Genomic DNA, 21,531 nt, shown 5'->3' with positions numbered 1-21,531 from the left:
ACGTGTCAGCGGTTCGGGAGGTGGATCGCCGGTTCGGGGCGGTGGATGCCCCGGGGGCGGTAGCCGAGGGCGCCGGAGAGGCCCAGGTGGTCGGCGAGGAGCCAGATGATGGCGAGCCACATCTCCGTGCCCTGCAGGCCGGGCACGCGGGCCGCGCCGGTGCCGCCGGTGAGGGCGAAGCTGAGGCCCGCGCCGTCCTGCCAGCCGCCCAGCGCGCGGCGCAGATGCCGCCGGGCCCACGCCTCGCCCTCCTCGCGGCGGTGCGCCGTCTGCCTGCCCGCCAGCCACAGCGGATGGATGACGTCGAGCACGTTGCAGGCGTTGCCGGTGTCCCCGTGGAAGTAGCGGGGGTCTCGGGCGTGGGCGAGCACGGTGTCGACGGCCCGCTCGGGGTACGGCAGCGGCATCCCGAACTGCGCGTACGTGCCCCTCGTGAGCCGGTAGAAGCCGTTGACCACCATCAGCCAGCCGGCGTCGGAGTCCGGTTCGCCCCACATGCCGTGGCTCTGCCGGCAGCGGGTGAGCAGCCAGCCGTACAGGGTCTCGAGGTCGCCGCGCAGGCCGAAACCGGCGAGGTTGCGGTAGAGGCCGGTGCCGACGGCGTCCACCACCGAGCCCGACGTCCAGGCCTCGCGGTCCCAGTCGAGGGCGTCGAGCGCGGCGGTCAGGTCCTTGCCGGCGAGGTCGTGGACGGCGTGCACGGGGTGCCGGAAGCCGGTGCCGAGCAGGTCGAGCGCGTAGCCGGCGCAGAGCACGTGGTAGGCCGTGACACCCTCCAGCTCCGGGCCGGCGCCTCCCGGGTCCGTCGAGCCGGGAGCGCCGGAGTCCTCCGCCCCCACCCGTTCCGGCGAGCCGGGCGCGCCGATCTCCGGGATCAGGCCGGTGGCGGGGTCCTGGCGGTCGCGCAGGAAGGCGACGATCTCCTCGCGCGCGGGCACCGGCGGCGGGCCGCCGAGGAGCAGGTCGGCGATCTCCACGGCGTCGCACCAGGCGCGTACGGTGGGCGGGGCGTCCGGGCGGTCGACGTACCGCTCGCCCGTCCAGCAGCGGGCCAGCACCGCCTCGGCCTGGTCCCTGGCGCGGTCGGCGAAGGCGGCGAGCAGCCCTTCCAGGTCGTCCCCCGGACGTGACCCCGTGCGGCGGTCGCGGATGGGGCGGGCCGGGTTGCCGGCGACCATGGCCCAGGCGGGCACGTCCTTGGTGACGACCGCGCCCGCGCCGACGACGGCGTGGTCGCCGATGGTGACCCCGTCGAGGACGACGACGTTGGAGCCGATCCACACGTCGTCGCCGATGGTGATGCCCTTCGAGCTGATCGGCTGGCGGAACACCGGCCGGTCGGGCTCGACGCCGTGGTTGAAGCCGAGCAGGGACGTGTGGGCGCCCACGCGTACGGCGTCGCCGAGCACGACGCGGCCCCGCGCCACGGCGTACGGGTTGAGCGTGCAGTCGTCGCCCATGACGAGGGTGTCGGTGACGTAGGCGTGGGCGGCGATGTAGCTGTGGTCGCCCATGCGCAGGCGGTCGGCGTGCACGGCCGCCAGCGGGGAGACGAAGACCTTCTCCGCGGCCTCGACGGTGATCCTGGCGCGCAGCCCGGCCAGGTGGTCCTCCTGGGCGCGGCGGTCCTCGTCGGTCGCGTGGTCCCAGTACAGCCACGGGCAGAAGTCGAACTTCGACGTCATCGGTAACTCCTTCGCGAGGGCTCTGGGGAGCTCAGCGTCATCGACCAGGTGAAGCGGCGGACCGGCAGCCGGTACCGCTCGGGCAGGGCGGGGCCGCAGGAGGCGCTGCCGAGGCCCTGCTGTCCGTGGTCCAGGTTCAGCCAGACCCGGCCGGAGTCGGCCAGGTCGTGCGGGTGGAGCGCGGCGGCCAGCGCCTCGCTGGTCCACCGGCGGGCGGTGAAGTCGAGGAGCGGCTCGCCGTCCACGCGCACCGCCGGCAGGCCGTCGCCCGACAGTTCCAGCCAGCGGGTCTCGACGTGGTTGCCGTTCTCCTGCGGGAAGACGTACGGGGTCTGCAGGTCGTCGATCGGCCGGGCGAAGCGGCCGACGCGGGCGGCGGCCAGGCTGTCGGCGTACGACTCGCCGGGGCCGCGGCCGAACCACGCGACGTCGGTGTAGCCGCCGGGGAGGGCGAACCTGGCGCCCATGCGCGGCGGGGTGACGGTGAGGTGGCCGTAGGCGGTGTCGTGCCAGTCGCCGACGGGTTCGGCCTCGATCGTCAGGTGGAGCGCGCCGTGGCCCCATCGCCAGGTGTACGTGGTGCGGAAGCCCAGGGTACGGGTGGCCGGGCCGCTGCGGCCGCGCACCACGAGCGTGCGGTCGTCCGGGCGTTCGACGCTCGCGGTGCGGTGCAGGAACCGGTCGAGGCCGACGGCCTCCCAGTCGGCGGCGAGCGCGTTCCTGGGGCCCTGGCCGCGGTCGTTCTCGGTGGGTGCCCGCCACACGTCCAGCACCGGCCCGTCGAGCTCGGCGTCGCCCAGCCCGATCAGCCGCCCGGTCCTCGCGTCGAACGCGGCCCCGCCCAGGGTCACCACCCCGGCCGCGGAGGGGGGAACGCTCGCGGACCGGGCGTGAGGGCGGCGGTGGGAGGCGTTGCCGAGCCGGGCCTGGGTCCAGGCGATGACGTGGCCGGCGGGCGCCCAGCGGGCCGGGGCGGCGAGCGACGCCTCGACGGTGAGCCAGGTCTCGCCCTCCGCGCCCGCCTCCGCGCCCGCCTCCGCGCCCATCTCCACGGCGGGAAGGGGAACGCGCACCGTCTCGCGGGCCGGGCAGTGCGGCACCGAGAGCGTCCCGCCGTCCCGGGGCTCGCCGTCCACCTCCGCGGACCAGCGGAACGACAGGTGGGCCAGGTCGATCAGGTCGTGCTTGTTGGTGACCGCCACCTCGCCCGCGACCGTGTCCACCGCGATCCCCACGGGCGCGATGGCCGCGCGCAGCTCGGCCAGGCCCGGCGAGGGCGTGCGGTCGGGGAACAGCAGCCCGTCCAGGCAGTAGCGGCCGCCGTTCGGCTGGTAGTCGATGTCGCCGCCGTGCCGGTGGCAGGGGCGGCCGTGCTCGTCGGTCCCGGCCAGCCCGTGGTCGATCCACTCCCACACGAACGCGCCGCAGAACCGCTCGTACGACTCCAGGATCGTCTGGTAGTCCGCCAGTGAGCCGGGCCCGTTGCCCATGGCGTGGGCGTACTCGCACAGCAGGAACGGCAGCCCGCGCCGCCGCACGTCGTCGGGCGACTCCGCGCTCACCCCGTCCGGCGTCTCCTCCTTGCGCTGCCCGATCCGCTCCAGGTCGTCGAGTGACGGGTACATCAGGCTGTAGAAGTCGGAGTGGCGGTAGCTCGGGTCGCGCTCGTAGTGCAACGGCCGGGTGGGGTCGCGCTCGCGGATCCAGCGTTCGATGTCGCCGAACGCCGCCCCGCTCCCGCTCTCGTTGCCGAGCGACCAGATGACCACGCTGGGATGGTTCTTGTCGCGCTCGACCATCCGCCGGGCGCGGTCGAGCAGGGCGTCGCGCCACATCGGCTCGGCGGGCGGGTTGCCCTCCCAGCCGGAGTAGATGAAGCCGTGCGTCTCGATGTCGCACTCGTCGACGACCCACAGGCCGTATTCGTCGCACAGCCGCAGGAACTCGGGGTGCGGCGGGTAGTGGGCGGTGCGGACGGCGTTGACGTTGTGCCGCTTCATCAGCTCGATGTCGCGGATCATGGTGGCGCGGTCGAGCGAGCGGCCGCGTACCGGGTCGTGCTCGTGCCGGTTGACGCCGCGGAAGAGCACCGGCCTGCCGTTGACGAGCAGCCGGCCGCCGGCGGTCTCGACGGTCCTGAAGCCGACGGGCAGGTCGATCGTCTCGCCGGCGGCGCGCAGGGTGCCGCGGTAGAGGCGGGGGTGTTCGGCGCTCCACGGCTCGACGTGCGCGACCGTGACCTCTTCGCCCGTGGGCACGGCGATGCCGAGCTCGGGGATCTCGACCAGGCCCGGGGCGTCGGCGGTGACCAGGAGCGCTCCGGAGCCGGTGGCGGCGTCGTAGGAGGCCCGGACGGTGAGGTCGTCGACGCCGCCCTCGGGTCTGGCCAGCAGCTCCACGTCGCGGAAGATGCCGGGCAGCCACCACATGTCCTGGTCTTCCAGGTAGCTGCCGGACGACCAGCGCTGCACGCGTACGGCGAGCAGGTTGCCGCCGGCCCGCACGAGCCCCGTGACGTCGAACTCGAACGGCAGCCTGCTGCCCTTGGAGTGCCCGAGCAGTTCGCCGTTGAGCCACACCGTGCCGCAGGAGTCGACGCCCTGGAACCGCAGCACGGTCCGGCCTGCGGGCCAATCCGGGGGCCAGTACGGGGGCCAGTACGGGGGCCAGTACGGGGGCCAGTACGGGGGCAGGTCGAAGCGGAGCCGGTAGTCGCCGGTCGGGTTGTCGTCGGGCAGGTGGGGCGGGTCGATGGGGAACGGGTAGGCGGTGTTGGTGTAGAGGGGCCGGTCGTGCCCTTCCAGCACCCAGTGCGACGGCACCCTGATCGTGTCCCAGCCGCTGTCGTCGAGCGCCGGGTCGGGCAGCGCGGGCCCCGTTCCGGCGGCGGTGCCCGAGAGGCGGAAGCGCCACAGGCCGTTGAGCGACAGGCGCGGCGCGTCGGAGACGAAGTCCGCGCGCGCCGCCCGCCGCCCGGAACCGGGCCCGGGGTCCTCGTGGAAGTCGACCATCCGAACGTCCCTCCGTGAGACAAAACGTTTTAAGCCTATATGCGGCGTTCCGCCGGCACCATCCCTCTCTTGCCTTCGATGATCTGCCGTCCGGACACGGGCCACAGGAAACGGGACAGCAACGAAGCACCCTCAGGGCATTGACATGAGGGCGTGAATAAATATATCATCTGGTAAATCGTTTTAAGATCGCCATTGGTCCGTCACGACCTCGGGGAGCTCATGACTCCACCGCCCCCCACCCGCAGCCCCGGCATCCGATTCGGCACGGCCTACTATCCCGAATACCTCCGCGCCCCCGATCCCGAGCGCGACCTCGACCTGATGGCCCAGGCGAAGATCGACACCATCCGCGTCGGCGAATCCGTCTGGTCCACCTGGGAGCCCCGCGACGGCGAGTTCGACCTCGACTGGCTGACGCCGGTCCTGGACGCGGCGCACGAGCGCGGCATCGGCGTGCTGCTGGGCACCCCCACGTACGCCATCCCGCCCTGGCTGCAGCGCAAGCACCCCGAGCTGGCCGTCGTGCGCGCCGGCGGGGCCCGCATCCCGTGGGGCGCGCGTCAGGAGGTCGACTTCACCTCGCCGGCCTTCCTGCGCCACGCCGAGCGCGTCATCCGCGCCGTCGTCGGCCGGCACGGCGGCCACCCCGCCGTGATCGGGATCCAGCTCGACAACGAGCCGGGACTGCACCTCATCCACAACGAGCCGGTGTTCGAGCGGTTCACGGCCTGGCTCGCCGAACGGTACGGCGACGCCGGACGGCTGAACGAGGAATGGGGGCTGGCGTACTGGTCGCACCGCCTGGGTGACTGGGCCGAGCTCTGGCGCCCCGACGGCAACACCACCCCTTCGTACGACCTCGCGTGGCGGCGCTTCCAGGCCGAGCTCACCACCCGGTTCATCGCCTGGCAGGCCGAGCTCGTGCGGGAGCTGGTGCCCGGCGACCGCGCGCTCACCACGTGCCTGGCCTACCAGCGGCCGGCCCTGGACGACGTACGGCTGTCCGAGCACCTGAGCGTCACCAGCGGGAACGCCTACTACCTGGCGCAGGACGCGCTGACGCGCGACGCCGAGGACCGGCCCGCCGAGATCGGCTGGTTCGCCGCCGGGCCCGACGCGCTGTTCCAGGCGGCCGACCGCATGTACGGCTCCAAGCAGCGCCGCTACTGGGTCACCGAGACGAACGCCTCGTCGATCGCCGGATCCCAGCTCAACGTCACGCCCTACGACGGCCAGCTCCGCCAGGCGGCCTGGGCGCTGGTCGCGCGCGGCGCGGAGATGATCTCGTACTGGCACTGGAACACGCTGCACGACGGCGCCGAGACGTACTGGGGCGGCATCCTCGGGCACGCCATGACGCCGGGCCGGATCTACGACGAGATCGCGGCGCTGGGCGCGGAGCTCGACCGGGCGGGCGACGACCTCGCCGGGCTCACCCCCGACGCCGACGCCGGGTTCCTCCACTCTCCCGACAGCAAGTGGGCGCTGGCGTTCCAGCCGCCGCTCACGCTCGACGGGCGCATCCCCGACCGCGACTCCTACGAGCGGATCGTCGCGGCGTTCTACCAGGGGGCGAGCGACGCGGGGCTGCAGGCGGGCTTCGTGACGCCCGAACAGTTCGGGGCCCGGCGCTTCCCCGTCGTGGTGGCGCCCGCCCTCTACTGCCTGTCCGACGCGACGGCGGAAGCGCTGGCCGCATACGTGCGCGACGGCGGGCACCTGGTGCTGACCTTCCGCACCGGGTACGCCGACGAGGAGGCGCGGGCGCGGGCCGAGGTGGCGCCGGGGCCGCTGCGCGAGCTGGCCGGGGTGCGCTACCTGGAGTACTCGACGCTGCTCGACCCCGTTCCCGTGCGCGGGCTCGGGGAGCAGGGGGTGGCCCGCCATTGGGCGGACGCGCTGGAGCTGGAGGGCGCCGAGGAGCTGGCCCGTTACGAGCACCACCACTTCGGCCGCTGGCCCGCCGTCACCGAGCACCGCGCCGGGCGCGGCACGGTGACCTATGTCGGCACCCTGCCCGGGAGGGAGCCGGCGGCGGCCCTGTTCCGGCGCATCGCCGCGCGGGTCACCGCCGGGGCGTCCCCCGCCCTCATCTCTGCCGGGGCGCAGCCGCAGGTCACCGTGCGCACCGCGGTCAACGCGCGCGGCCGGCGGCTGTGGTTCGCGCACAACTGGTCGGAGCGCGAGCGCGCGGTGACGGTGACCCGGCCGGCCGTCGAGGTCACCGGCCGGCGCCAACCGATAGAACCGGGCCCGCTCCGGCTGGCCCCCTTCGACGTACGGGTGATCACATGAACGGTTTCCTGCCGGACTGGCAGTCGTTGCGCGGCCACGGCGTGCCCGCGTGGTTCGGTGAGGCGAAGTTCGGCATCTGGTCGCACTGGGGCCCGCAGTCCGTGGCCCGCTCCGGCGACTGGTACGCCCGCCACCTCTACGGCATGCAACCCTGGTCGGAGCCGTGGGAACGCGGGCGCGCCGGGCGCCAGCACGCCCACCACCGCGCCCACTTCGGCCCCACCCGTCCCGGCAGGGGCGGCGCCAAGGATCTGTTCCACCGGTGGCGCGCCGAGCGCTTCGACCCGGACGAGCTGATCGACCTGTACGTCTCCAGCGGCGCCCGCTACTTCGTCGCCCTGGCCACCCACTGCGACAACTTCGACCTGTGGGACTCCCGGCAGCACGACTGGACCGCCGCCCGCGTCGGCCCCCGCCGTGACATCGTCGGCGCGTGGGAGCGCGCGGCCCGCGCCGCCGGGCTGCCCTTCGGCCTCAGCTTCCACCACAACTGGACGTGGCGCTGGCTCGACGTGGCGCACGGGAACGACCCCGAGACGGGCGAGCCGTACGACGGGGCGCTGACCAGGGCCGACGGCGCCGGCACCTGGTGGGACGGCCTCGATCCCGCGACCCTCTACCCGCAGCGGCACGACCCGGGAGCCCGGCCGCCCGCGCACGTCGCCGAGCGCTTCTACGCCCGGGTCGGCGAGGCGCTCGACCGCTACCGTCCTGACCTGGTCTATCTCGACGACGGCCGGCTGCCGTTCGACGCGGGCAGCGTGGTGGAGTCGGAGCCGGTCAGCACGGCCGGGCTGGAGCTGCTGGCCCGCTACTACAACACCTGCCCGACCGGCGGCATCGTGACGATCAAGGACGTGCCGGACGCCGACCGCACCGCGGTGGTCATGGACTGCGAGCGCCGCCAGCTCGACGAGGCCCAGCCCCACCCGTGGCAGTTCGACACCAGCGACGGCGAGTGGTTCGACTGCGCCGACGACGGCCCGCTGTTCCATCCGCGCAAGACCCCGCAGCAGATCATCCACACGCTGATCGACGTGGTCAGCAAGAACGGCTGCCTGCTGCTGAACATCCCCCAGCACGCCGACGGCACCGTCGACGCCCGCGCCCGCGCGCTCCTGGCCGAGGTGGGCGGCTGGCTGCGGGTCTGCGGCGAGGGCGTCTACGGCACCACGCCCTGGCTGCGCGCGAGCGAGGGCACGACGGGACTGGGCGAGGTCAAGGGCTACGAGGGCTACAACGAGGCCGAGCGCCCGTACCGGCCGGGCGACATCCGCTTCACCCGCAAGGGCGAGGCCGTGTACGCCACCCTGCTCGCCTGGCCGGACGACCGTACGGCGAGGATCGCCGGCCTGGGCACCGCGGCGGGGTTGCTGGAGCGCCGCCCCGCCGCCGTGGAGCTGCTCGGCCACGGCCCCGTCGGCTGGCGGCTGGCCCCCGACGCCCTCTACGCCGACCTGCCGCCGGAGCCGCCCACCACGGCCGCGTACATGATCAAAGTCACCTGAGGAGCCCCTGTCTTGGTGAGCAACCTGCGAACGTGCGACCTGACCGACCCTCTCGGCATCGAGATCACCCGGCCCCCGCTGAGCTGGCAGCTGACCGGCGCCCTCGCGCAGACCGGCTACCACGTGCAGGCGGGCACCGCGGAGGGAGCGGCCGACCTGTGGGACACCGGCGAGGTCGAGTCCGCCGGGCAGCGCGTGACGTACGGCGGCGCCGAACCGCCGAGCCGGGCCGTCGTGCACTGGCGGGTGCGGGTCCGCGACGCCGGCGGCGCGTGGTCCGCGTGGAGCCCCGGCGCGCGCTTCGAGACGGGGCTGCTCGACGCGGACGACTGGACGGCCTCCTGGATCACCCACCCCGGCTGGCACGACCCGGGCAACCCGCGCGCCGGCGAGGGGCTCCCGCTGCCGCTGCTGGCCGGGGAGTTCACCGTGGCGGGGCCGGTCGCGCGGGCCCGGCTGCACGTCGCGGGGCTCGGCGTCTACGTGGCGTCGGTGAACGGCCGGCCGGTGACGGACGCCGTGCTGGAGCCGGCGTACACCGACTTCACCCGGCGGGTGGCGTACGCGACGCACGACGTGACGGCGCTGCTGCGCGAAGGCGCGAACGCGGTCGGGATCGCGCTGGGCCCCGGCATCGCGCACGTGTACCCGCACCAGGACCGCTACATGAAGTTCTACGGCTCCAAGGGCGCGCCGAAGGCGATCGCGCAGCTGGAGGTGGACTACGCCGACGGGTCGTCGCGCACGTTCGGCACCGGGCCTGACTGGCTGGCCACCGAGGGCCCGACCACGCGCTCGCACTGGTTCGGCGGCGAGGACCACGACGCCCGCCTGGCCGTCGCCGGGTGGGACACGCCGGGCGCCGACCGCTCGCGCTGGCAGCCGGTGACCGTGCCGGGCGAGCCGGGCGTCTCGCTGCGCGCGCGGGCCTGCCCGCCCATCCGGGTCACGGAGACGCTGCCCGCCGTGGAGAAGCTGGTCGCCAAGGACGGCACGGCGGTGTTCGACGTCGGCACGGTCGTCGCCGGCTGGGCCGAGCTCCGGCTCGACCTCCCGGCCGGGCGCTACCTGCGGCTGCTGCCGGGCGACCAGCTCGACGGCTTCGGCCGCGTGGTCCAGTCGAAGCCCACGACGGGCGCGCCGATCTTCAACACGTACGTCACCACGGACGGCCCGCAGACCTGGCACCCGAGCTTCCGCTACGACGGTTTCCGCTACGTCGAGGTGCAGGGCCTGCCCGAGCACGTCGGACCCGAGGCGGTGGCGGCGCTGGTGCTGCGCGCGGACAACACGCCCACGGGGGTGTTCGAGACGTCCGACCCGCTGGTCAACGACATCCACCGGATCATCGACCGCGCGGTGCGGGGCAACATGTACAGCGTCCTGACCGACTGCCCGCACCGGGAGAAGCTGGGCTGGCTGGAGCAGACCCACCTGCTCTTCGACGTCGTGGCCTACAACTACGACGTGGCCGCCTACTATCGCGAGCTGCTGGTCACGATCGCCGAGGCGCAGACCGGCGACGGGCTGGTGCCGGACATCGCGCCCGAGTACGTCGTGTTCGACGGCCCCTTCAGGGACGACCCCAACTGGGGCGGCGCGATGGTGCGCGTGCCGTGGCAGCTCTACCGCTGGTACGGCGACACGTCGGCGATGGAGCGCCACTACGACGCGATGCGCCGCTACGTGGACTATCTCACCGGGCGGTCGGAGGACGGCATCCTCGGCCACGGGCTCGGCGACTGGCTCGCCCCCGACTCCGGCACGCCCGTGCCGCTGGTGTCGACGTGGGGCTACTGGCAGGCCGCCCGCACGATGGCGCGCGCCGCCGGCGCGCTCGGCCGCGACGACGACGCCGCGCGTTACGGCGCGCTGGCGGAGGGGATCGCGGCCGCGTTCACCCGTGCCTTCTCCGGCGGGTTCGGCAAGGCCACCCAGGCGTCGGAGGTCCTGGCGCTCGACATGGGCGTCGTGCCCGGCGACCTCGTCCCCCAGATGCTCGACCAGGTGAGCGAGGCCGTGCGCGCCGGCGGCATCACGGTCGGCGAGGTCGTGCTGCCCGCGCTGTTCCGGGTGCTGTCCCGGGCCGGACGGCACGACGCGCTGTGGGAGTTCGCCGTCTCCACGAGCAACCCGAGCTACGGCTACCAGGTCAGGCACGGCGCCACGGCGCTCACCGAGGCGTGGGACGGTCCGACGCGCGGGCTGTCGCAGAACCACTACATGCTCGGCGCGATCGACTCCTGGTTCTACCGGGGTCTCGGCGGCATCGGGCAGGCGCCCGGCTCGAACGGCTTCCGTCGGCTGCTGATCGAGCCGGCCACGCCCGGCGACCTGAAGGCGGTGCGGGCGGGCACCGCGACGCCCTACGGGAGGGTCGCGGTGTCGTGGGAGCGGCGCGACGGCGGGTTCGCGCTCGACGTGGAGGTCCCGCCCGGCTCGTCGGCCGAGGTGCGGCTGCCGGACCTCGGCCTGCCCCGGCACATCGCCCCCGACGGGGCCGTCGCGCTCGGCGGCCGCTCCTACGAGGTGCCCGCCGGACGCTGGACGTTCGGGGCGGGCCGATGAGCGGGCCGGGGAGCGGGCCGGGGAGCGGGCCGGGGAGCGGGACGGCGAACGCGTACGACCCGGCGCGCGTGAGGACCCCGTACAAGGCCGGCCGGCTGCTGGTCGAGCCGTCGCGCGAGCCAGGCCGCTTCGACAGCCTCTTCGTGGACTGCCCGTTCGTGTGCTCCGACGGCGGCGAGTACCTGATGACGTACGTCGGCTTCGACGGGACCGGCTACCAGACCGCGCTGAGCCGCTCGCCGGACCTGGAGTCGTGGAGCCCCGGCGAGGTGATCCTACCGCGCGACCCCGCGCACCCCCACCGGCGCCACAACGCGGCGCTCACGTCGATCGTGCGCGACAACCGGCTGGGCTCCGCCGGCCAGGTGACCTGGCTGGACGGCCGGGCGCTCGCCACCTACCACGCCTACCCGGAGGCCGGCATGGAGGTGGGAGCCGGCGTCATCGGCTTCCTGACCAGCGACGACCTGCGTACCTGGAAGGACACCGGCGCGGTGCTGCGCCCGCAGGACGGCGGCGCCTGGGAGCGCGGCGGCCTGTACAAGTCGTGGCTGCTGCGCCACGACGGCCTCTACTACTGCTTCTACAACGCCAAGAACCGCACCTACGGCGGCTGGCGCGAGCAGATCGGCTACGCCGTCTCCCCCGACCTCGAACGCTGGGAGCGGCCCAGCCCCGAGCCGGTCGTGCCGCACGGCGGCGAGGGAGCCTTCGACGAACGGTTCGCCTCCGACCCGTGCGTGCTGCGCGACGGCGACTGGTGGGTGATGTTCTACTTCGGGCTCTCCTTCGACGGGCACGCCCGCGAGAGCTACGCGGTCTCCCGCGACCTGCGCAGCTGGCACAAGAGCGGCGAGATCCTCGTCGACGTGGGCCCGGCCGGGTCGGTGGACGAGACGTACGCGCACAAACCCGCCGTCGTCTCGCGGGACGGCCGGCCGTACCACTTCTACACGGCGGCGCGGCGCTGCGAGCCGTACCAGGTCGGCGAGCACACGCAGGTGGAGAGGCGGGGCATCTCGATGGCCCGCGGCTAGTGGAAAGACGATGAGAAGCAGACGGAGGACTTCGATGGACCAGTTACGCAGAAGGTTGCTGGCCGGCGCCGTGGGCGGCGTGCTGGCCGCCGGGGTGGCCGGCCGTGCGGACGCCGCCCTGGCCACCGGCGCCGACCCGGCCGCCGCGGCGTGGAGCCGGGTGCCGCGGATCAGACGGCGCATCAAGCCGCCGCGCTTCCCCCGCCGCACCTTTCCGATCACCGACCACGGGGCCGCCGGCGACGGGGACACCACGTGCACCCAGGCCTTCCGTGACGCGATCGCGGCCTGCTCGGCGGCGGGCGGGGGGCGTGTGCTGGTGCCGGCGGGCACGTACCTGACGGGCGCGATCCACCTGGCCGACGACGTCGAGCTGCACCTGGAGGCGGGGGCGACGATCAAATTCAGCCGTGACCCCGCCGACTACCTGCCCGTCGTGCACACCCGGTACGAGGGCATCGAGCTGATGAACTACTCCCCGTTCATCTACGCCCACGGCAGGACCAACGTCGCGATCACCGGCGACGGCGTCATCGACGGCCAGGCAGACGCCGAGCACTGGTGGGACTGGTCGAGCGACCCGCCCCCCACGGAGGGCCCGGACAAGAAGCTGCTCGCGAGCATGGCCGAGGAGGGCGTGCCGGTCGCGGAGCGGGTGTTCGGCGAGGGCCACCACCTGCGGCCGAACCTGATCCAGCTCTACCAGTGCCGCAACGTGCTCATCGAGGGCGTCACCGTCAAGGACTCCCCGATGTGGAACATCCACCCGGTCCTGTGCACGAACGTGACCGTCCGCGACGTCACCGTGGACAGCCCGCACGGCCCGAACAACGACGGTTGCGACCCCGAGTCCTGCGTGGACGTGCTCATCGAGCGGTGCGAGTTCAACACGGGCGACGACTGCGTGGCGATCAAGGCGGGCAAGAACGCCGACGGCCGCCGGGTGGACGCGCCGTCCACGAACGTGCTCGTGGACTCGTGCGTGATGCGCGACGGCAACGGCGGGGTGACCATCGGCAGCGAGACCACCGGCGGGGTGAGCTGGGTGTTCGCGTGGAACTGCACGATGAGCAGCGCCCGCCTGGAGCGGGCGGTGCGCATCAAGACCAACCCCGAGCGCGGCGGGTACGTCAGGGACGTCTACGTCAAGGACATCACCGTGGGCCAGGCGGCCGACGCGGTCATCGAGGTGGCGCTCAACTACGAGAACAAGCACACCGGCCCCTACTTCCCCGACGTCGGCAGGATCGACATCCGGCGGCTGCGGGCCGGGCGGGCGCCCCGGGCGTTCTCCCTCATCGGCAACCCGGGCAACCCGATCAAGGGCTTGCGGGTGACGAACAGCGTGTTCGAGGAGATGGCGGAGGACGACGTGGTGACCGACGTGACGGGCCTGGTGCTGCGGAACGTGTGGGTCAACGGCAGGCGCGTCTAACGACGGGGGCCACACGAGCGGGGCACGCCCCTGCTCATGTGGCCCTCGGGCCGGTGATTCCCGTGGAGCCCGTCCCGAGGCCAGTGGACGGACCTGCGGACGGACCCGCGGTCAGGCCCGTGGAGGGGCCGCGGCCGAGGAGCAGCACGCCGAGCCAGATGAGCGCCATGCCCACCGCCACCAGCGCCGAGTCGCGGCCCGTCTGGAACGTCGCCACCGCCATCACGGCCACCCCGACGACGGTGACGCCGGCGCCCACGGGGGTGACCCGGCGCAGCGCGGCCAGGATGACGGCCAGCGCCACGAGGGCGGCGTAGAACAGCTGCGCGCCCGCCGAGTAGACCAGCGCCTCGACCCCTGGGTAGCCCTTCACCTGCTCGAGAAGCGCCCGCATGGCCGCTCCGTCCACGGCGGTGAAGCCCGCGAACAGGTCGATGGCCAGCTGGACGACGTTGGCGGCGACGCTGAGCAGGGCCGCCGCCACGGCGATGTCCACCGCCGCGCGCCGCCCGCCCGTCAGGGGCCCGGCCACGCCGCGCAGCGCCGGCGCCATGACGCCGAACATCGTGAAGCCGACCAGCCAGACCGCGTGAGCGGCCGTCCACCAGGGGCCTGGCACGAGGTCGCCGTCGATGGGGCGCATGAGGAGCCAGCCGCCGAGCAGGGCGGCCGGCCCGACGGTGAAGGACGCCTGGGCCAGGCGGTTCGCAGGGTTCATGGGGATCACGATGCCCCTTCGCGCCTGGCCGGCCCATCAGTGATCGTCCCTGATTTCACCCTGGCCCGTCCTCGGGGACGGGCTCAGGTGAAGTAGCGCAGCCAGACGTACAGCCAGGCCATCGCCGTGCTGAGGACGGTGACGACGATCCCGTACCGGGTGAACTGCCAGAAGCTGATCTTGTGTCCGGTGCGGGCGGCGATGCCGATGGCGACCACGTTGGCGCTGGCGGCGACCGCGGTGCCGTTGCCGCCGAAGTCGGCGCCCAGGGCGAACGCCCACCACAGGGCCTGGCCGGTCTGCGGGTCGGGGACCTGCGCGACGACGCCCTCCACGATGGGGGCCATCGTGGCGACGTACGGGATGTTGTCGAAGAACGCGCCCAGCGCGCTGGAGCCGAACAGCAGGGACGTGGCGGCGAGGAAGTAGTTGTCGCCCAGCACGTCCACGGCCCAGGTGCCGATCGCCTCGATCACCCCGGTGTGGCCGAGGCCCGCGACCATGACGAACAGGCCCATGAAGAACACCAGCGTGGGCCACTCGACCTCGCTCAGCGTGTCGTGCACGTTCGAGCGGGACACCAGCAGCATCACTCCGGCTCCCACCAGGGCGACGATCGACGGCTCGATGTGCACCACGGCGTGCAGCCCGAACGCGACGACGACGCCGGCGAGCACGACCAGGCACCGGACGAGCAGCCGCGGGTCGGTGATGGCCCGCCGCTCCTGCAGCGCCATGACCGCGGCGACGTGCTCCTCGTGGTACTGGAACGAGTTGCGGAACAGCACCCGGGTGAACAGCACGAACACCACGAAGATGATCACCACGATGGGCGCCATGTGCATGAGGAAGTCGTTGAAGGTCAGGCCGGCGCGGCTGCCGATGATGATGTTGGGCGGGTCGCCGATGAGCGTCGCCGCGCCGCCGATGTTGGAGGCGAGGACCTCGGCGATGAGGTACGGCTGCGCGGGAATGTTCAGCCGGTTGCACACCACCACGGTGACCGGCGCGACCAGCATGATGGTGGTGACGTTGTCCAGGAAGGGCGAGGCCACCGCGGTGATGATCATCAGCATGACCATCAGCCGGTAGGGCCGGCCGCGCGATCGTTTGGCGGCCCAGATCGCGAGATAGTCGAAGAGCCCTGTCTGCTTGATGATCCCGACGATGACCATCATGCCGAAGAGCAGGAAGATGACGTTCCAGTCGATGCCCTCGTGTTCGGAGAAGAACACCTCGGCGCCGGGGATGAGGCCGGTCACGGCCATCAGCCCGGCGGCGATGAGCACCACCTTGACCTTGTCGACCTTCTCGGTGGCGATGAAGAAGAACGCCACCGTGAAGATCCCGAGCGCGAAGAAGGCGCTCATCCGTCATGCCCTGGCGGCACGGCCTGGTCGCAGGCGAAGGGTGCGGGCGCGGAACATGACGGCGTCAAGGGTTGCCGGCAGAACATGGTGATGGCCTCCGAAGGGAGCGCGGAAAACGAGGCGGAAAAAGCGGGCACGAGAAGGGGCAACGGAAAGGTGAACACGCGGCAGCGGGACGTGGCCGGTGGCACACGCCCGAGGGGGGAGCGGTTCGGTCGGTTCGGGCGGTCAGTCGTCCGGGTCGGAGAGCGCGAGGCTGGTGAGCAGCCGTTCCAGGGTGATGGCCCCGCTGAGCGTGCCGTCGGCGGCGACGACCGCGATGATCGGGCTGCGCAGCCTGGCCATGAGGGCGGCCATCTCGAGCAGCGTCGCGTCCTGTGGCACGGTCGCGGGGACGGCTGGTCGCACCGGCAGGCAGTCACCCACCGTCATATCTCCCAGCTCGCCCCAGAACAGGTCGGCGTGGGCCTCGTCCACCGTCCGGCAGAGCGCGGGATCCTCCTGGTACGCGCCGGGTACCGCGAGCCGCAGAACCTGCGTGCCGGGAAGCACGCTCCAGGGTCGGCCGGCGTCGTCGACGACGATCAGGCCGGGCATCCGCCCCAACGCCATGAGCCGCACGGCTTTCGTCACCGGGTCGCGGACCGTGACGGTCGGCAGGTTCACGGCGATGGTACTGGCTCGCATGGCATCTTCCGGTTCGGGGGCGTGACCGGGCGTTCCCGGTGGGGTCACGGCGTCAATGCCGGGCGTGGTGTGGTGCATGTCGCTGACTCCAATCCGGCTCCACCTCAGTCTTGTGGCCGGGCGCCTCCCGCCACCATCGGGTCTGGCACCCATATGAGCCGGGGTAGAACGTGTAGCAGCGGCCCTGACAATTGGGAGGCGGGCCGGATGGACATTGGCACCCGGGGCAAGCAACCTGACGGGATGGACCACCATGCCGAGCCGAGCCTCGTCAGTGCGAGGCTGGGAAGATGACCGAGCGTACCGACCGGCAGGCGGCCATGGCCGCGCCACGTCCGCCTGCGCAGGCGCTGTTCCGGCGGCTGTTCGTGATCAACGGGCTGGTCTACGCGGTGGGGACACTGGTGCTGGCGGTCTCGCCGGCCACGGTGTCGTCGCCTGTCGTGCTGGCCGAGGTGCCGGTGCTGCTGGTGGGGCTGGCCCTGATGCTGGCCGCCAACGGGCTGCTGCTGCGCCGCAGCCTGGAGCCGCTCGACGCGCTGACGACGCTCATGAAGCGGGTCGACCTGCTGCGCACCGGCGACCGGCTGGCCGGCAGCGGCAACAGCGACCTGGCTCACCTGATCGACACGTTCAACGCGATGCTCGACCGGCTGGAGGCGGAGCGCAGCGCGAGCAGCGCGCACGCGCTGGCCGCCCAGGAGGGCGAGCGCCAGCGCATCGCCCGCGAGTTGCACGACGAGATCGGCCAGAGCCTGACCGTGGTGCTGCTGGGCCTCAAGCGGGTGGTCGACCGCGCCCCCGCCGGGCTCAAGGACGAGCTGCGCGACGTCCAGGAGAGCGTGCGCGCCAGCCTCGACGAAGTGCGCCAGGTCGCCCGCAGGCTGCGCCCCGGCGTGCTGGAGGACCTCGGCCTGCACGCCGCGCTGAGCGCGTTGAGCAGCGACCTCTCGCAGAGGAGCGGCATCAGGGTGATCCGCACGATCGATCCGGATCTGCCCGATCTGGGGGCTGACGTGGAGCTCGTGCTCTACCGGATCGCCCAGGAGAGCCTCACGAACATCGCCAGGCACGCCGGTGCCACCCGCGCCGAGCTCTCCCTGACCACGGACGGTCGCAGGCTGGCCCTGCGCATCACCGACAATGGCCGGGGAGGCGTGTCCCGGGAGGGTGCCGGGATCCGGGGCATGCGCGAGCGTGCCCTGCTCATAGGCGCCCGTCTCGTCATCGACTCCCCGCCAGGCGATGGCACGTGCGTGCGCCTGGTCGTCCCGGACATCGTGAATCGGAGCCTCCACCCGTGAACAAGACCCGGATCCTGCTGGCCGATGACCACTCCCTGGTCCGTCAGGGACTGCGGCTGATCCTCAACGCCGAGCCCGACCTGGAGGTGGTCGCCGAGGCCGCCGACGGCGCCGAAGCGGTCGCCGCGGCCTCGGACGACGCGGTCGACCTGGCCATTCTCGACATCGCGATGCCGCGCATGACGGGCCTGCAGGCGGCCCGCGAGATCTCCAGGCGCGCACCCGGCATCCGCATCCTCATCCTGTCGATGTACGACAACGAGCAGTACTTCTTCGAGGCGCTCAAGGTCGGCGCCTCGGGCTACGTGCTCAAGTCGGCCGCCGACCAGGACCTCCTGGAGGCCTGCCGGGCCACGATGCGCGGCGAGCCGTTCCTCTACCCCGGTGCGGTCACCGCGCTCATCCGCGACTACCTGCAGCGTGACCGCGAGGGCGAGCGCATGCCCGAGAGCATCCTGACGCCCAGGGAGGAGGAGATCGTCAAGCTGATCGCCGAGGGCAATTCGGCGAAGGACATCGCCGAGACGCTGGTCATCAGCGTGAAGACCGTCGACCGGCACCGCGCGAACATCCTGCAGAAGCTCGGCATGCGCGACCGGCTCGACCTGACCCGCTACGCCATCAGGGCCGGCCTCGTCGAGCCGTGAGGCCGGCCGCGCGCGGGGCGGGCGCCGGCGATCGGCGCGTGTCAGGCGGGGCGGGCGTCGAACAGCGCGGCGGCCCGCTCGACCAGCATGCTGCGCCCCTTGATCTCGGAGGCCGTCGCGGGGCCGACGATGCCGTCCTGCCCGGGCAGCTGCCCGGCGCCGCCCTCGGGCCCGAGCGGGACGAGGATCACCGTCGGCTGCTTCTCGTAGGCGGCCGGCTCGCCCTCACCGGTGATCAGCGTACGGAGGTTCGCCGCGAGGAGCTCGCCCTGGGCTCCGGCGAACGCGGCCATGTCGCGGTCGGCGTCGGAGATGTCGCCGATCGCGAAGACCCGGTCGTGGCCCTGGACGCGCAGGTGCTCGTCCACCCGCACCTGTCCCCGCCCGTCAAGGGCGAGCGCGAGTGAGCCGCGCAGGTAGTCCGTGCGCGGCGTCGCGCCGAAGCAGCGGAACCAGATGTCGGCGGTCATCTTGTCCCCCGCCTCCGTGGCGATCGCGACGGGCGCGGCGGTGGCGGGGGCCACGTCCGGGAGCTCGCGCAGCCTGCTTCCGAGCCTGAGCTCGATGCCGAGGGCGTCCAGCTGCCTGCGCAGCTCGTCGCGGAGCTCCTGGCCGAACGGGCCCGGCAGGATGTCGGGTGCCGCGTCGGCGAGGGTCACGTGCTTGCCGGGGAAGAACGCCTTGATCTCCCCGGCGAGTTCGAGACCGGCCGGTCCCGCGCCGATCAGCAGCACCCGCTCCGCGCCGCGCAGGGCCTCGTGCGCGTCACGCACCCGGGTCTTGGCCGCCTCCGTGTCGGGTTCCTCCATCTTGGCGGGGAACGGGTACGACGAGCCCGTCGCGAGGACCAGGTAGTCGGGCTCAAGGGTGCGGCCCGAGGCGAGCGTCACCCGGCGGCCGTCCGCCGCCACGGCGCGATCACGCAGGTGTCGCCCGTGCGCCAGCAGGCGGCTGTAGGGCATGAAGATCTCGTCCAGCCACTGCGGCTCGACCAGCGCCCGCCATGACGCGACGTTGTGCACGAACGACTCCGACGGGTCGACCAGGGTCACGTCGGCCACGTCGTCGAGCAGCTTGGCCACCTTGTGGCCGCCGTAACCACCGCCGAGGATCACGACGCTCGGGCGCGTGACGGCACTCTCCACCATGACATCTCCTTGCTTGAGAGTTACTATGAATCGAGCTGTCGCTACAGTAAACATACTCGCTAGGAAAATCAAAGCAGCATTGCGTGCGCTAGTTTGGAGGTATGGGGACGGCATCTACGCATGACACGCAGGCGTGCGTCCGCAGCGACGCCGCGCTGACCCGCGCGTTCACGATCCTCGGCAAACGATGGAGCGCCGTCGTGCTCGGCAGCCTGCGCAGCGGCCCCGCCGGGTTCCGCGAGCTCTCACGGGCGATCGACGGCCTCAGCGACTCGGTGCTGTCCGACCGGCTGTCCGAGCTGACCAAGGAGGGCCTGATCGCGCGCAAGGTCGACGAGGGCCCGCCCGTCTCGGTCTCCTACGAGCTGACCGAGTGCGGCAAGGCGCTCATGCCCGCGCTGCACCTGATCTCCGAATGGGCCGAGAAGCACCTGAGCTTCCACGACGGCTAGCCTCCACCTCCGGCGGGTACGGTGACCGGAGAGCCCTCAGAACACGTGTGAGGATGTGGTTCCCCGTGCTCTACCTCTTCGGCTTCGATCGGATCGGCGTGGCCGTGAGCGACATCTACTTCGTCGACCCCAACCCCATGAAAGGCCAGGAGGGAGCCGAGCGCGGCGTGCGCCTGGAGCTGCGCAGGCTCGAATCAGGCGAGCTGCAGGGGTCGATCTACTCCGCCAGGCCCATCACCATCGACCGGCCGATCTGGCGGGTCGACCTGCTGGAGTCGGTCGACGGCACGCCCGGCAGCTTCGACCGCACCCACCACCACCCCGGCACCAGCGGGTGGGAGCCCGGGGAGCGGGTGTTCGACCGGCAACTGTCCGCCGAGCCGCTGAAGTGGCTGGCCGAGCGCCTCGCCGACCTCGGAGACGTCCTCGACCAGGCCGGCGCCGACCGGGACGAGGCGAGCCCCGCGGACGCGGCCGGGTTGCGCGAGCGGGCGCCGGAGATCGTGGAGACGGTCGGCCGGATGCTCGACGGCGTGCGTGCCGGCCGGCTCGGCACCCCGCCCGGCACGGAACCGGCGACCAGCGTCCGCGCCAGCTGGCTGTAGGACGTCACCGCGCGGGCGGTCAGGGATGATCGCCCGCGATGGGGCGGCGGTGCAGGAGGCCGAACCTGCCCCACATGGCCTCCGCCGCCTCGATGGAGGCCCCCGTACGCGCCGGGTCGACGGCGGCGAGCTGGGTCACCAGCGCCTGCGCCACCGCCATCCCGGCCGTCAGCGAGGGGAAGAACGCCTCCCCCTCCGCGGGCACCATCACCACCTCCTCGGCCGCCTCGGCCAGGGCGGGGCTGGCCGCGTCCGTCACCGCGAACACCCGCACGCCGCGCGAGCGCGCCAGGTTCGCCGCCAGGACCGTGCTCTCGTACAGCCGCCAGAAACTGATCGCCACCAGCACGTCCCCGTGCCCGAGAGCGGCGACGGTGTTGGCCAGCTCCGCGTCGCCCAGCGTCACGGCCGTGACGGGATAGCCCGCCAGCCGGGCGTTGTGCGCGAGCGCCAGCCCGACGGCGGCGTAGCTGCCGTCGGCGACGATCGCCGTACGGCGGGCGGCGGCGACGGCCTCGGCGATCGTGAGCAGCACGCCCTCGTCCATGCGCCGGTTGAGCAGCGCGAGGCTGTCGAGGTCGCGGCGGAGCGACCGGGCGCTGGGCGAGCCGTTGCCGCTGTGCTCGGCGGCGACCTGGCCGGCGCTGAGCGAGGACAGGTAGCGGGCGCGCAGCTCCTGCTGGAGCGCGGGCCAGCCGGTGAAGCCGAGCGCCTGCGCCGTGCGCGTCACGGTCGCCACGTTGACCCCGGCCAGCTGGGCCAGCTCGCTGGCCGACCCGAACGACGCCCGGCGTGGTTGCGAGAGCAGCACCTCGAGCACTGCGGCCGCCTTGCCCCGCAGCCCGCGCTCGGACAGGCGCGAGCGCAGCCAGTCCTCGAAGCTGTCCGTAGCGCGCTCTTCCACGTGATCCTCACTTAGCCGGAATCATGCTACGTGCTCACGACGGACGGGAGCGAGAAGACCAGCTCGGCCAGATTCCGGGCGCCCGGGTCGCTATGCAAAGACTATTGCAATTTTGGCATTTCGCACTATATGTTGCTTCGCGTTCGACCTACTC

The 21,531-nt window shown here is 72.6% G+C and carries 16 protein-coding genes; 9 read left to right on the top strand and 7 right to left on the bottom strand.

What is annotated here, in order from left to right; all coding sequences use genetic code 11:
- Window positions 1-5 precede the first annotated feature (5 nt).
- Complete coding sequence (locus ABGB14_RS03430; RefSeq protein ID WP_347642028.1) at window positions 6-1,685, bottom strand: acyltransferase; 1,680 nt, start codon at window positions 1,683-1,685, stop codon at window positions 6-8.
- Window positions 1,682-4,696, bottom strand: coding sequence for a glycoside hydrolase family 2 TIM barrel-domain containing protein (locus ABGB14_RS03425; protein ID WP_347642027.1), 3,015 nt, complete (start codon window positions 4,694-4,696; stop codon window positions 1,682-1,684). Before ABGB14_RS03425 ends, ABGB14_RS03430 begins: the two co-directional genes overlap by 4 nt.
- A 222-nt stretch (window positions 4,697-4,918) precedes the next feature.
- On the opposite strand from ABGB14_RS03425, the gene ABGB14_RS03420 reads away from it, so the two are divergent.
- The 5 genes from ABGB14_RS03420 (at window position 4,919) to ABGB14_RS03400 (ending at window position 13,542) form a co-directional block, all read left to right on the top strand.
- Window positions 4,919-6,994, top strand: coding sequence for a beta-galactosidase (locus ABGB14_RS03420; protein WP_347642026.1), 2,076 nt, complete (start codon window positions 4,919-4,921; stop codon window positions 6,992-6,994).
- On the top strand, window positions 6,991-8,502 hold the full coding sequence (locus ABGB14_RS03415) for an alpha-L-fucosidase (protein WP_347642025.1): 1,512 nt from the start codon (window positions 6,991-6,993) through the stop codon (window positions 8,500-8,502). Before ABGB14_RS03420 ends, ABGB14_RS03415 begins: the two co-directional genes overlap by 4 nt.
- A gap of 15 nt (window positions 8,503-8,517) precedes the next feature.
- Window positions 8,518-11,070, top strand: a complete 2,553-nt coding sequence (locus tag ABGB14_RS03410; protein ID WP_347642024.1) for a family 78 glycoside hydrolase catalytic domain — start codon at window positions 8,518-8,520, stop codon at window positions 11,068-11,070.
- Between the two features lie 68 nt (window positions 11,071-11,138).
- A complete protein-coding gene (locus tag ABGB14_RS03405; protein WP_347642023.1) occupies window positions 11,139-12,107 on the top strand; it encodes a hypothetical protein in 969 nt (322 codons plus the stop codon).
- A gap of 34 nt (window positions 12,108-12,141) precedes the next feature.
- A complete protein-coding gene (locus tag ABGB14_RS03400; protein WP_347642022.1) occupies window positions 12,142-13,542 on the top strand; it encodes a glycoside hydrolase family 28 protein in 1,401 nt (466 codons plus the stop codon).
- A gap of 34 nt (window positions 13,543-13,576) precedes the next feature.
- Here the strand turns inward: ABGB14_RS03400 and ABGB14_RS03395 are convergent, their stop codons facing one another.
- The 3 genes from ABGB14_RS03395 to ABGB14_RS03385 all read right to left on the bottom strand — a co-directional run bounded on the left by ABGB14_RS03395 (window position 13,577) and on the right by ABGB14_RS03385 (window position 16,317).
- Entirely contained in the window at window positions 13,577-14,260 is a 684-nt protein-coding gene (locus tag ABGB14_RS03395; RefSeq protein WP_347642021.1) for a hypothetical protein, read from the bottom strand.
- An 83-nt stretch (window positions 14,261-14,343) separates the two neighbouring features.
- Window positions 14,344-15,630, bottom strand: coding sequence for an ArsB/NhaD family transporter (locus ABGB14_RS03390; RefSeq protein ID WP_347642020.1), 1,287 nt, complete (start codon window positions 15,628-15,630; stop codon window positions 14,344-14,346).
- Window positions 15,631-15,858: 228 nt separating this feature from the next.
- Entirely contained in the window at window positions 15,859-16,317 is a 459-nt protein-coding gene (locus tag ABGB14_RS03385; protein WP_347642019.1) for a CBS domain-containing protein, read from the bottom strand.
- A gap of 290 nt (window positions 16,318-16,607) precedes the next feature.
- Between ABGB14_RS03385 and ABGB14_RS03380 the strand changes: the two genes are divergently transcribed.
- Both ABGB14_RS03380 and ABGB14_RS03375 read left to right on the top strand, forming a co-directional pair.
- Window positions 16,608-17,621 carry a sensor histidine kinase gene (locus ABGB14_RS03380; RefSeq protein ID WP_347642018.1) on the top strand — a complete coding sequence of 338 codons (1,014 nt, stop codon included), beginning with the start codon at window positions 16,608-16,610 and terminating at the stop codon, window positions 17,619-17,621.
- A complete protein-coding gene (locus ABGB14_RS03375) occupies window positions 17,618-18,268 on the top strand; it encodes a response regulator transcription factor (RefSeq protein ID WP_347642017.1) in 651 nt (216 codons plus the stop codon). The genes ABGB14_RS03380 and ABGB14_RS03375 overlap by 4 nt, the downstream gene beginning before the upstream one ends.
- A gap of 41 nt (window positions 18,269-18,309) precedes the next feature.
- Here the strand turns inward: ABGB14_RS03375 and ABGB14_RS03370 are convergent, their stop codons facing one another.
- Window positions 18,310-19,416: an FAD-dependent oxidoreductase gene (locus ABGB14_RS03370; RefSeq protein WP_347642016.1), complete on the bottom strand. Its 1,107-nt coding sequence runs from the start codon at window positions 19,414-19,416 to the stop codon at window positions 18,310-18,312.
- 101 nt (window positions 19,417-19,517) lie between these two features.
- On the opposite strand from ABGB14_RS03370, the gene ABGB14_RS03365 reads away from it, so the two are divergent.
- Window positions 19,518-19,868 carry a helix-turn-helix domain-containing protein gene (locus ABGB14_RS03365; RefSeq protein ID WP_347642015.1) on the top strand — a complete coding sequence of 117 codons (351 nt, stop codon included), beginning with the start codon at window positions 19,518-19,520 and terminating at the stop codon, window positions 19,866-19,868.
- 53 nt (window positions 19,869-19,921) lie between these two features.
- On the top strand, window positions 19,922-20,473 hold the full coding sequence (locus ABGB14_RS03360) for a hypothetical protein (protein ID WP_347643118.1): 552 nt from the start codon (window positions 19,922-19,924) through the stop codon (window positions 20,471-20,473).
- 19 nt (window positions 20,474-20,492) lie between these two features.
- Here ABGB14_RS03360 and ABGB14_RS03355 read toward each other — a convergent pair whose 3' ends face one another.
- Window positions 20,493-21,377: a MurR/RpiR family transcriptional regulator gene (locus ABGB14_RS03355; RefSeq protein WP_347642014.1), complete on the bottom strand. Its 885-nt coding sequence runs from the start codon at window positions 21,375-21,377 to the stop codon at window positions 20,493-20,495.
- Window positions 21,378-21,531 lie beyond the last annotated feature (154 nt).

Origin of the sequence: Nonomuraea sp. B10E15 (assembly GCF_039871615.1) — a bacterium.
Taxonomy (GTDB): domain Bacteria; phylum Actinomycetota; class Actinomycetes; order Streptosporangiales; family Streptosporangiaceae; genus Nonomuraea.
The sequence above is the reverse complement of the archived record's forward strand: the minus strand, read 5'-3'. Positions and strand labels throughout refer to the sequence as shown.

Coding starts and splice junctions, on each gene's coding strand:
- ABGB14_RS03430 (WP_347642028.1), bottom strand. CDS start 1,685: ATGACGTCGAAGTTCGACTTCTGCCCGTGGCTGTACTGGGACCACGCG.
- ABGB14_RS03425 (WP_347642027.1), bottom strand. CDS start 4,696: ATGGTCGACTTCCACGAGGACCCCGGGCCCGGTTCCGGGCGGCGGGCG.
- ABGB14_RS03420 (WP_347642026.1), top strand. CDS start 4,919: ATGACTCCACCGCCCCCCACCCGCAGCCCCGGCATCCGATTCGGCACG.
- ABGB14_RS03415 (WP_347642025.1), top strand. CDS start 6,991: ATGAACGGTTTCCTGCCGGACTGGCAGTCGTTGCGCGGCCACGGCGTG.
- ABGB14_RS03400 (WP_347642022.1), top strand. CDS start 12,142: ATGGACCAGTTACGCAGAAGGTTGCTGGCCGGCGCCGTGGGCGGCGTG.
- ABGB14_RS03395 (WP_347642021.1), bottom strand. CDS start 14,260: ATGAACCCTGCGAACCGCCTGGCCCAGGCGTCCTTCACCGTCGGGCCG.
- ABGB14_RS03390 (WP_347642020.1), bottom strand. CDS start 15,630: ATGAGCGCCTTCTTCGCGCTCGGGATCTTCACGGTGGCGTTCTTCTTC.
- ABGB14_RS03385 (WP_347642019.1), bottom strand. CDS start 16,317: ATGCGAGCCAGTACCATCGCCGTGAACCTGCCGACCGTCACGGTCCGC.
- ABGB14_RS03380 (WP_347642018.1), top strand. CDS start 16,608: ATGACCGAGCGTACCGACCGGCAGGCGGCCATGGCCGCGCCACGTCCG.
- ABGB14_RS03370 (WP_347642016.1), bottom strand. CDS start 19,416: ATGGTGGAGAGTGCCGTCACGCGCCCGAGCGTCGTGATCCTCGGCGGT.
- ABGB14_RS03365 (WP_347642015.1), top strand. CDS start 19,518: ATGGGGACGGCATCTACGCATGACACGCAGGCGTGCGTCCGCAGCGAC.
- ABGB14_RS03360 (WP_347643118.1), top strand. CDS start 19,922: ATGTGGTTCCCCGTGCTCTACCTCTTCGGCTTCGATCGGATCGGCGTG.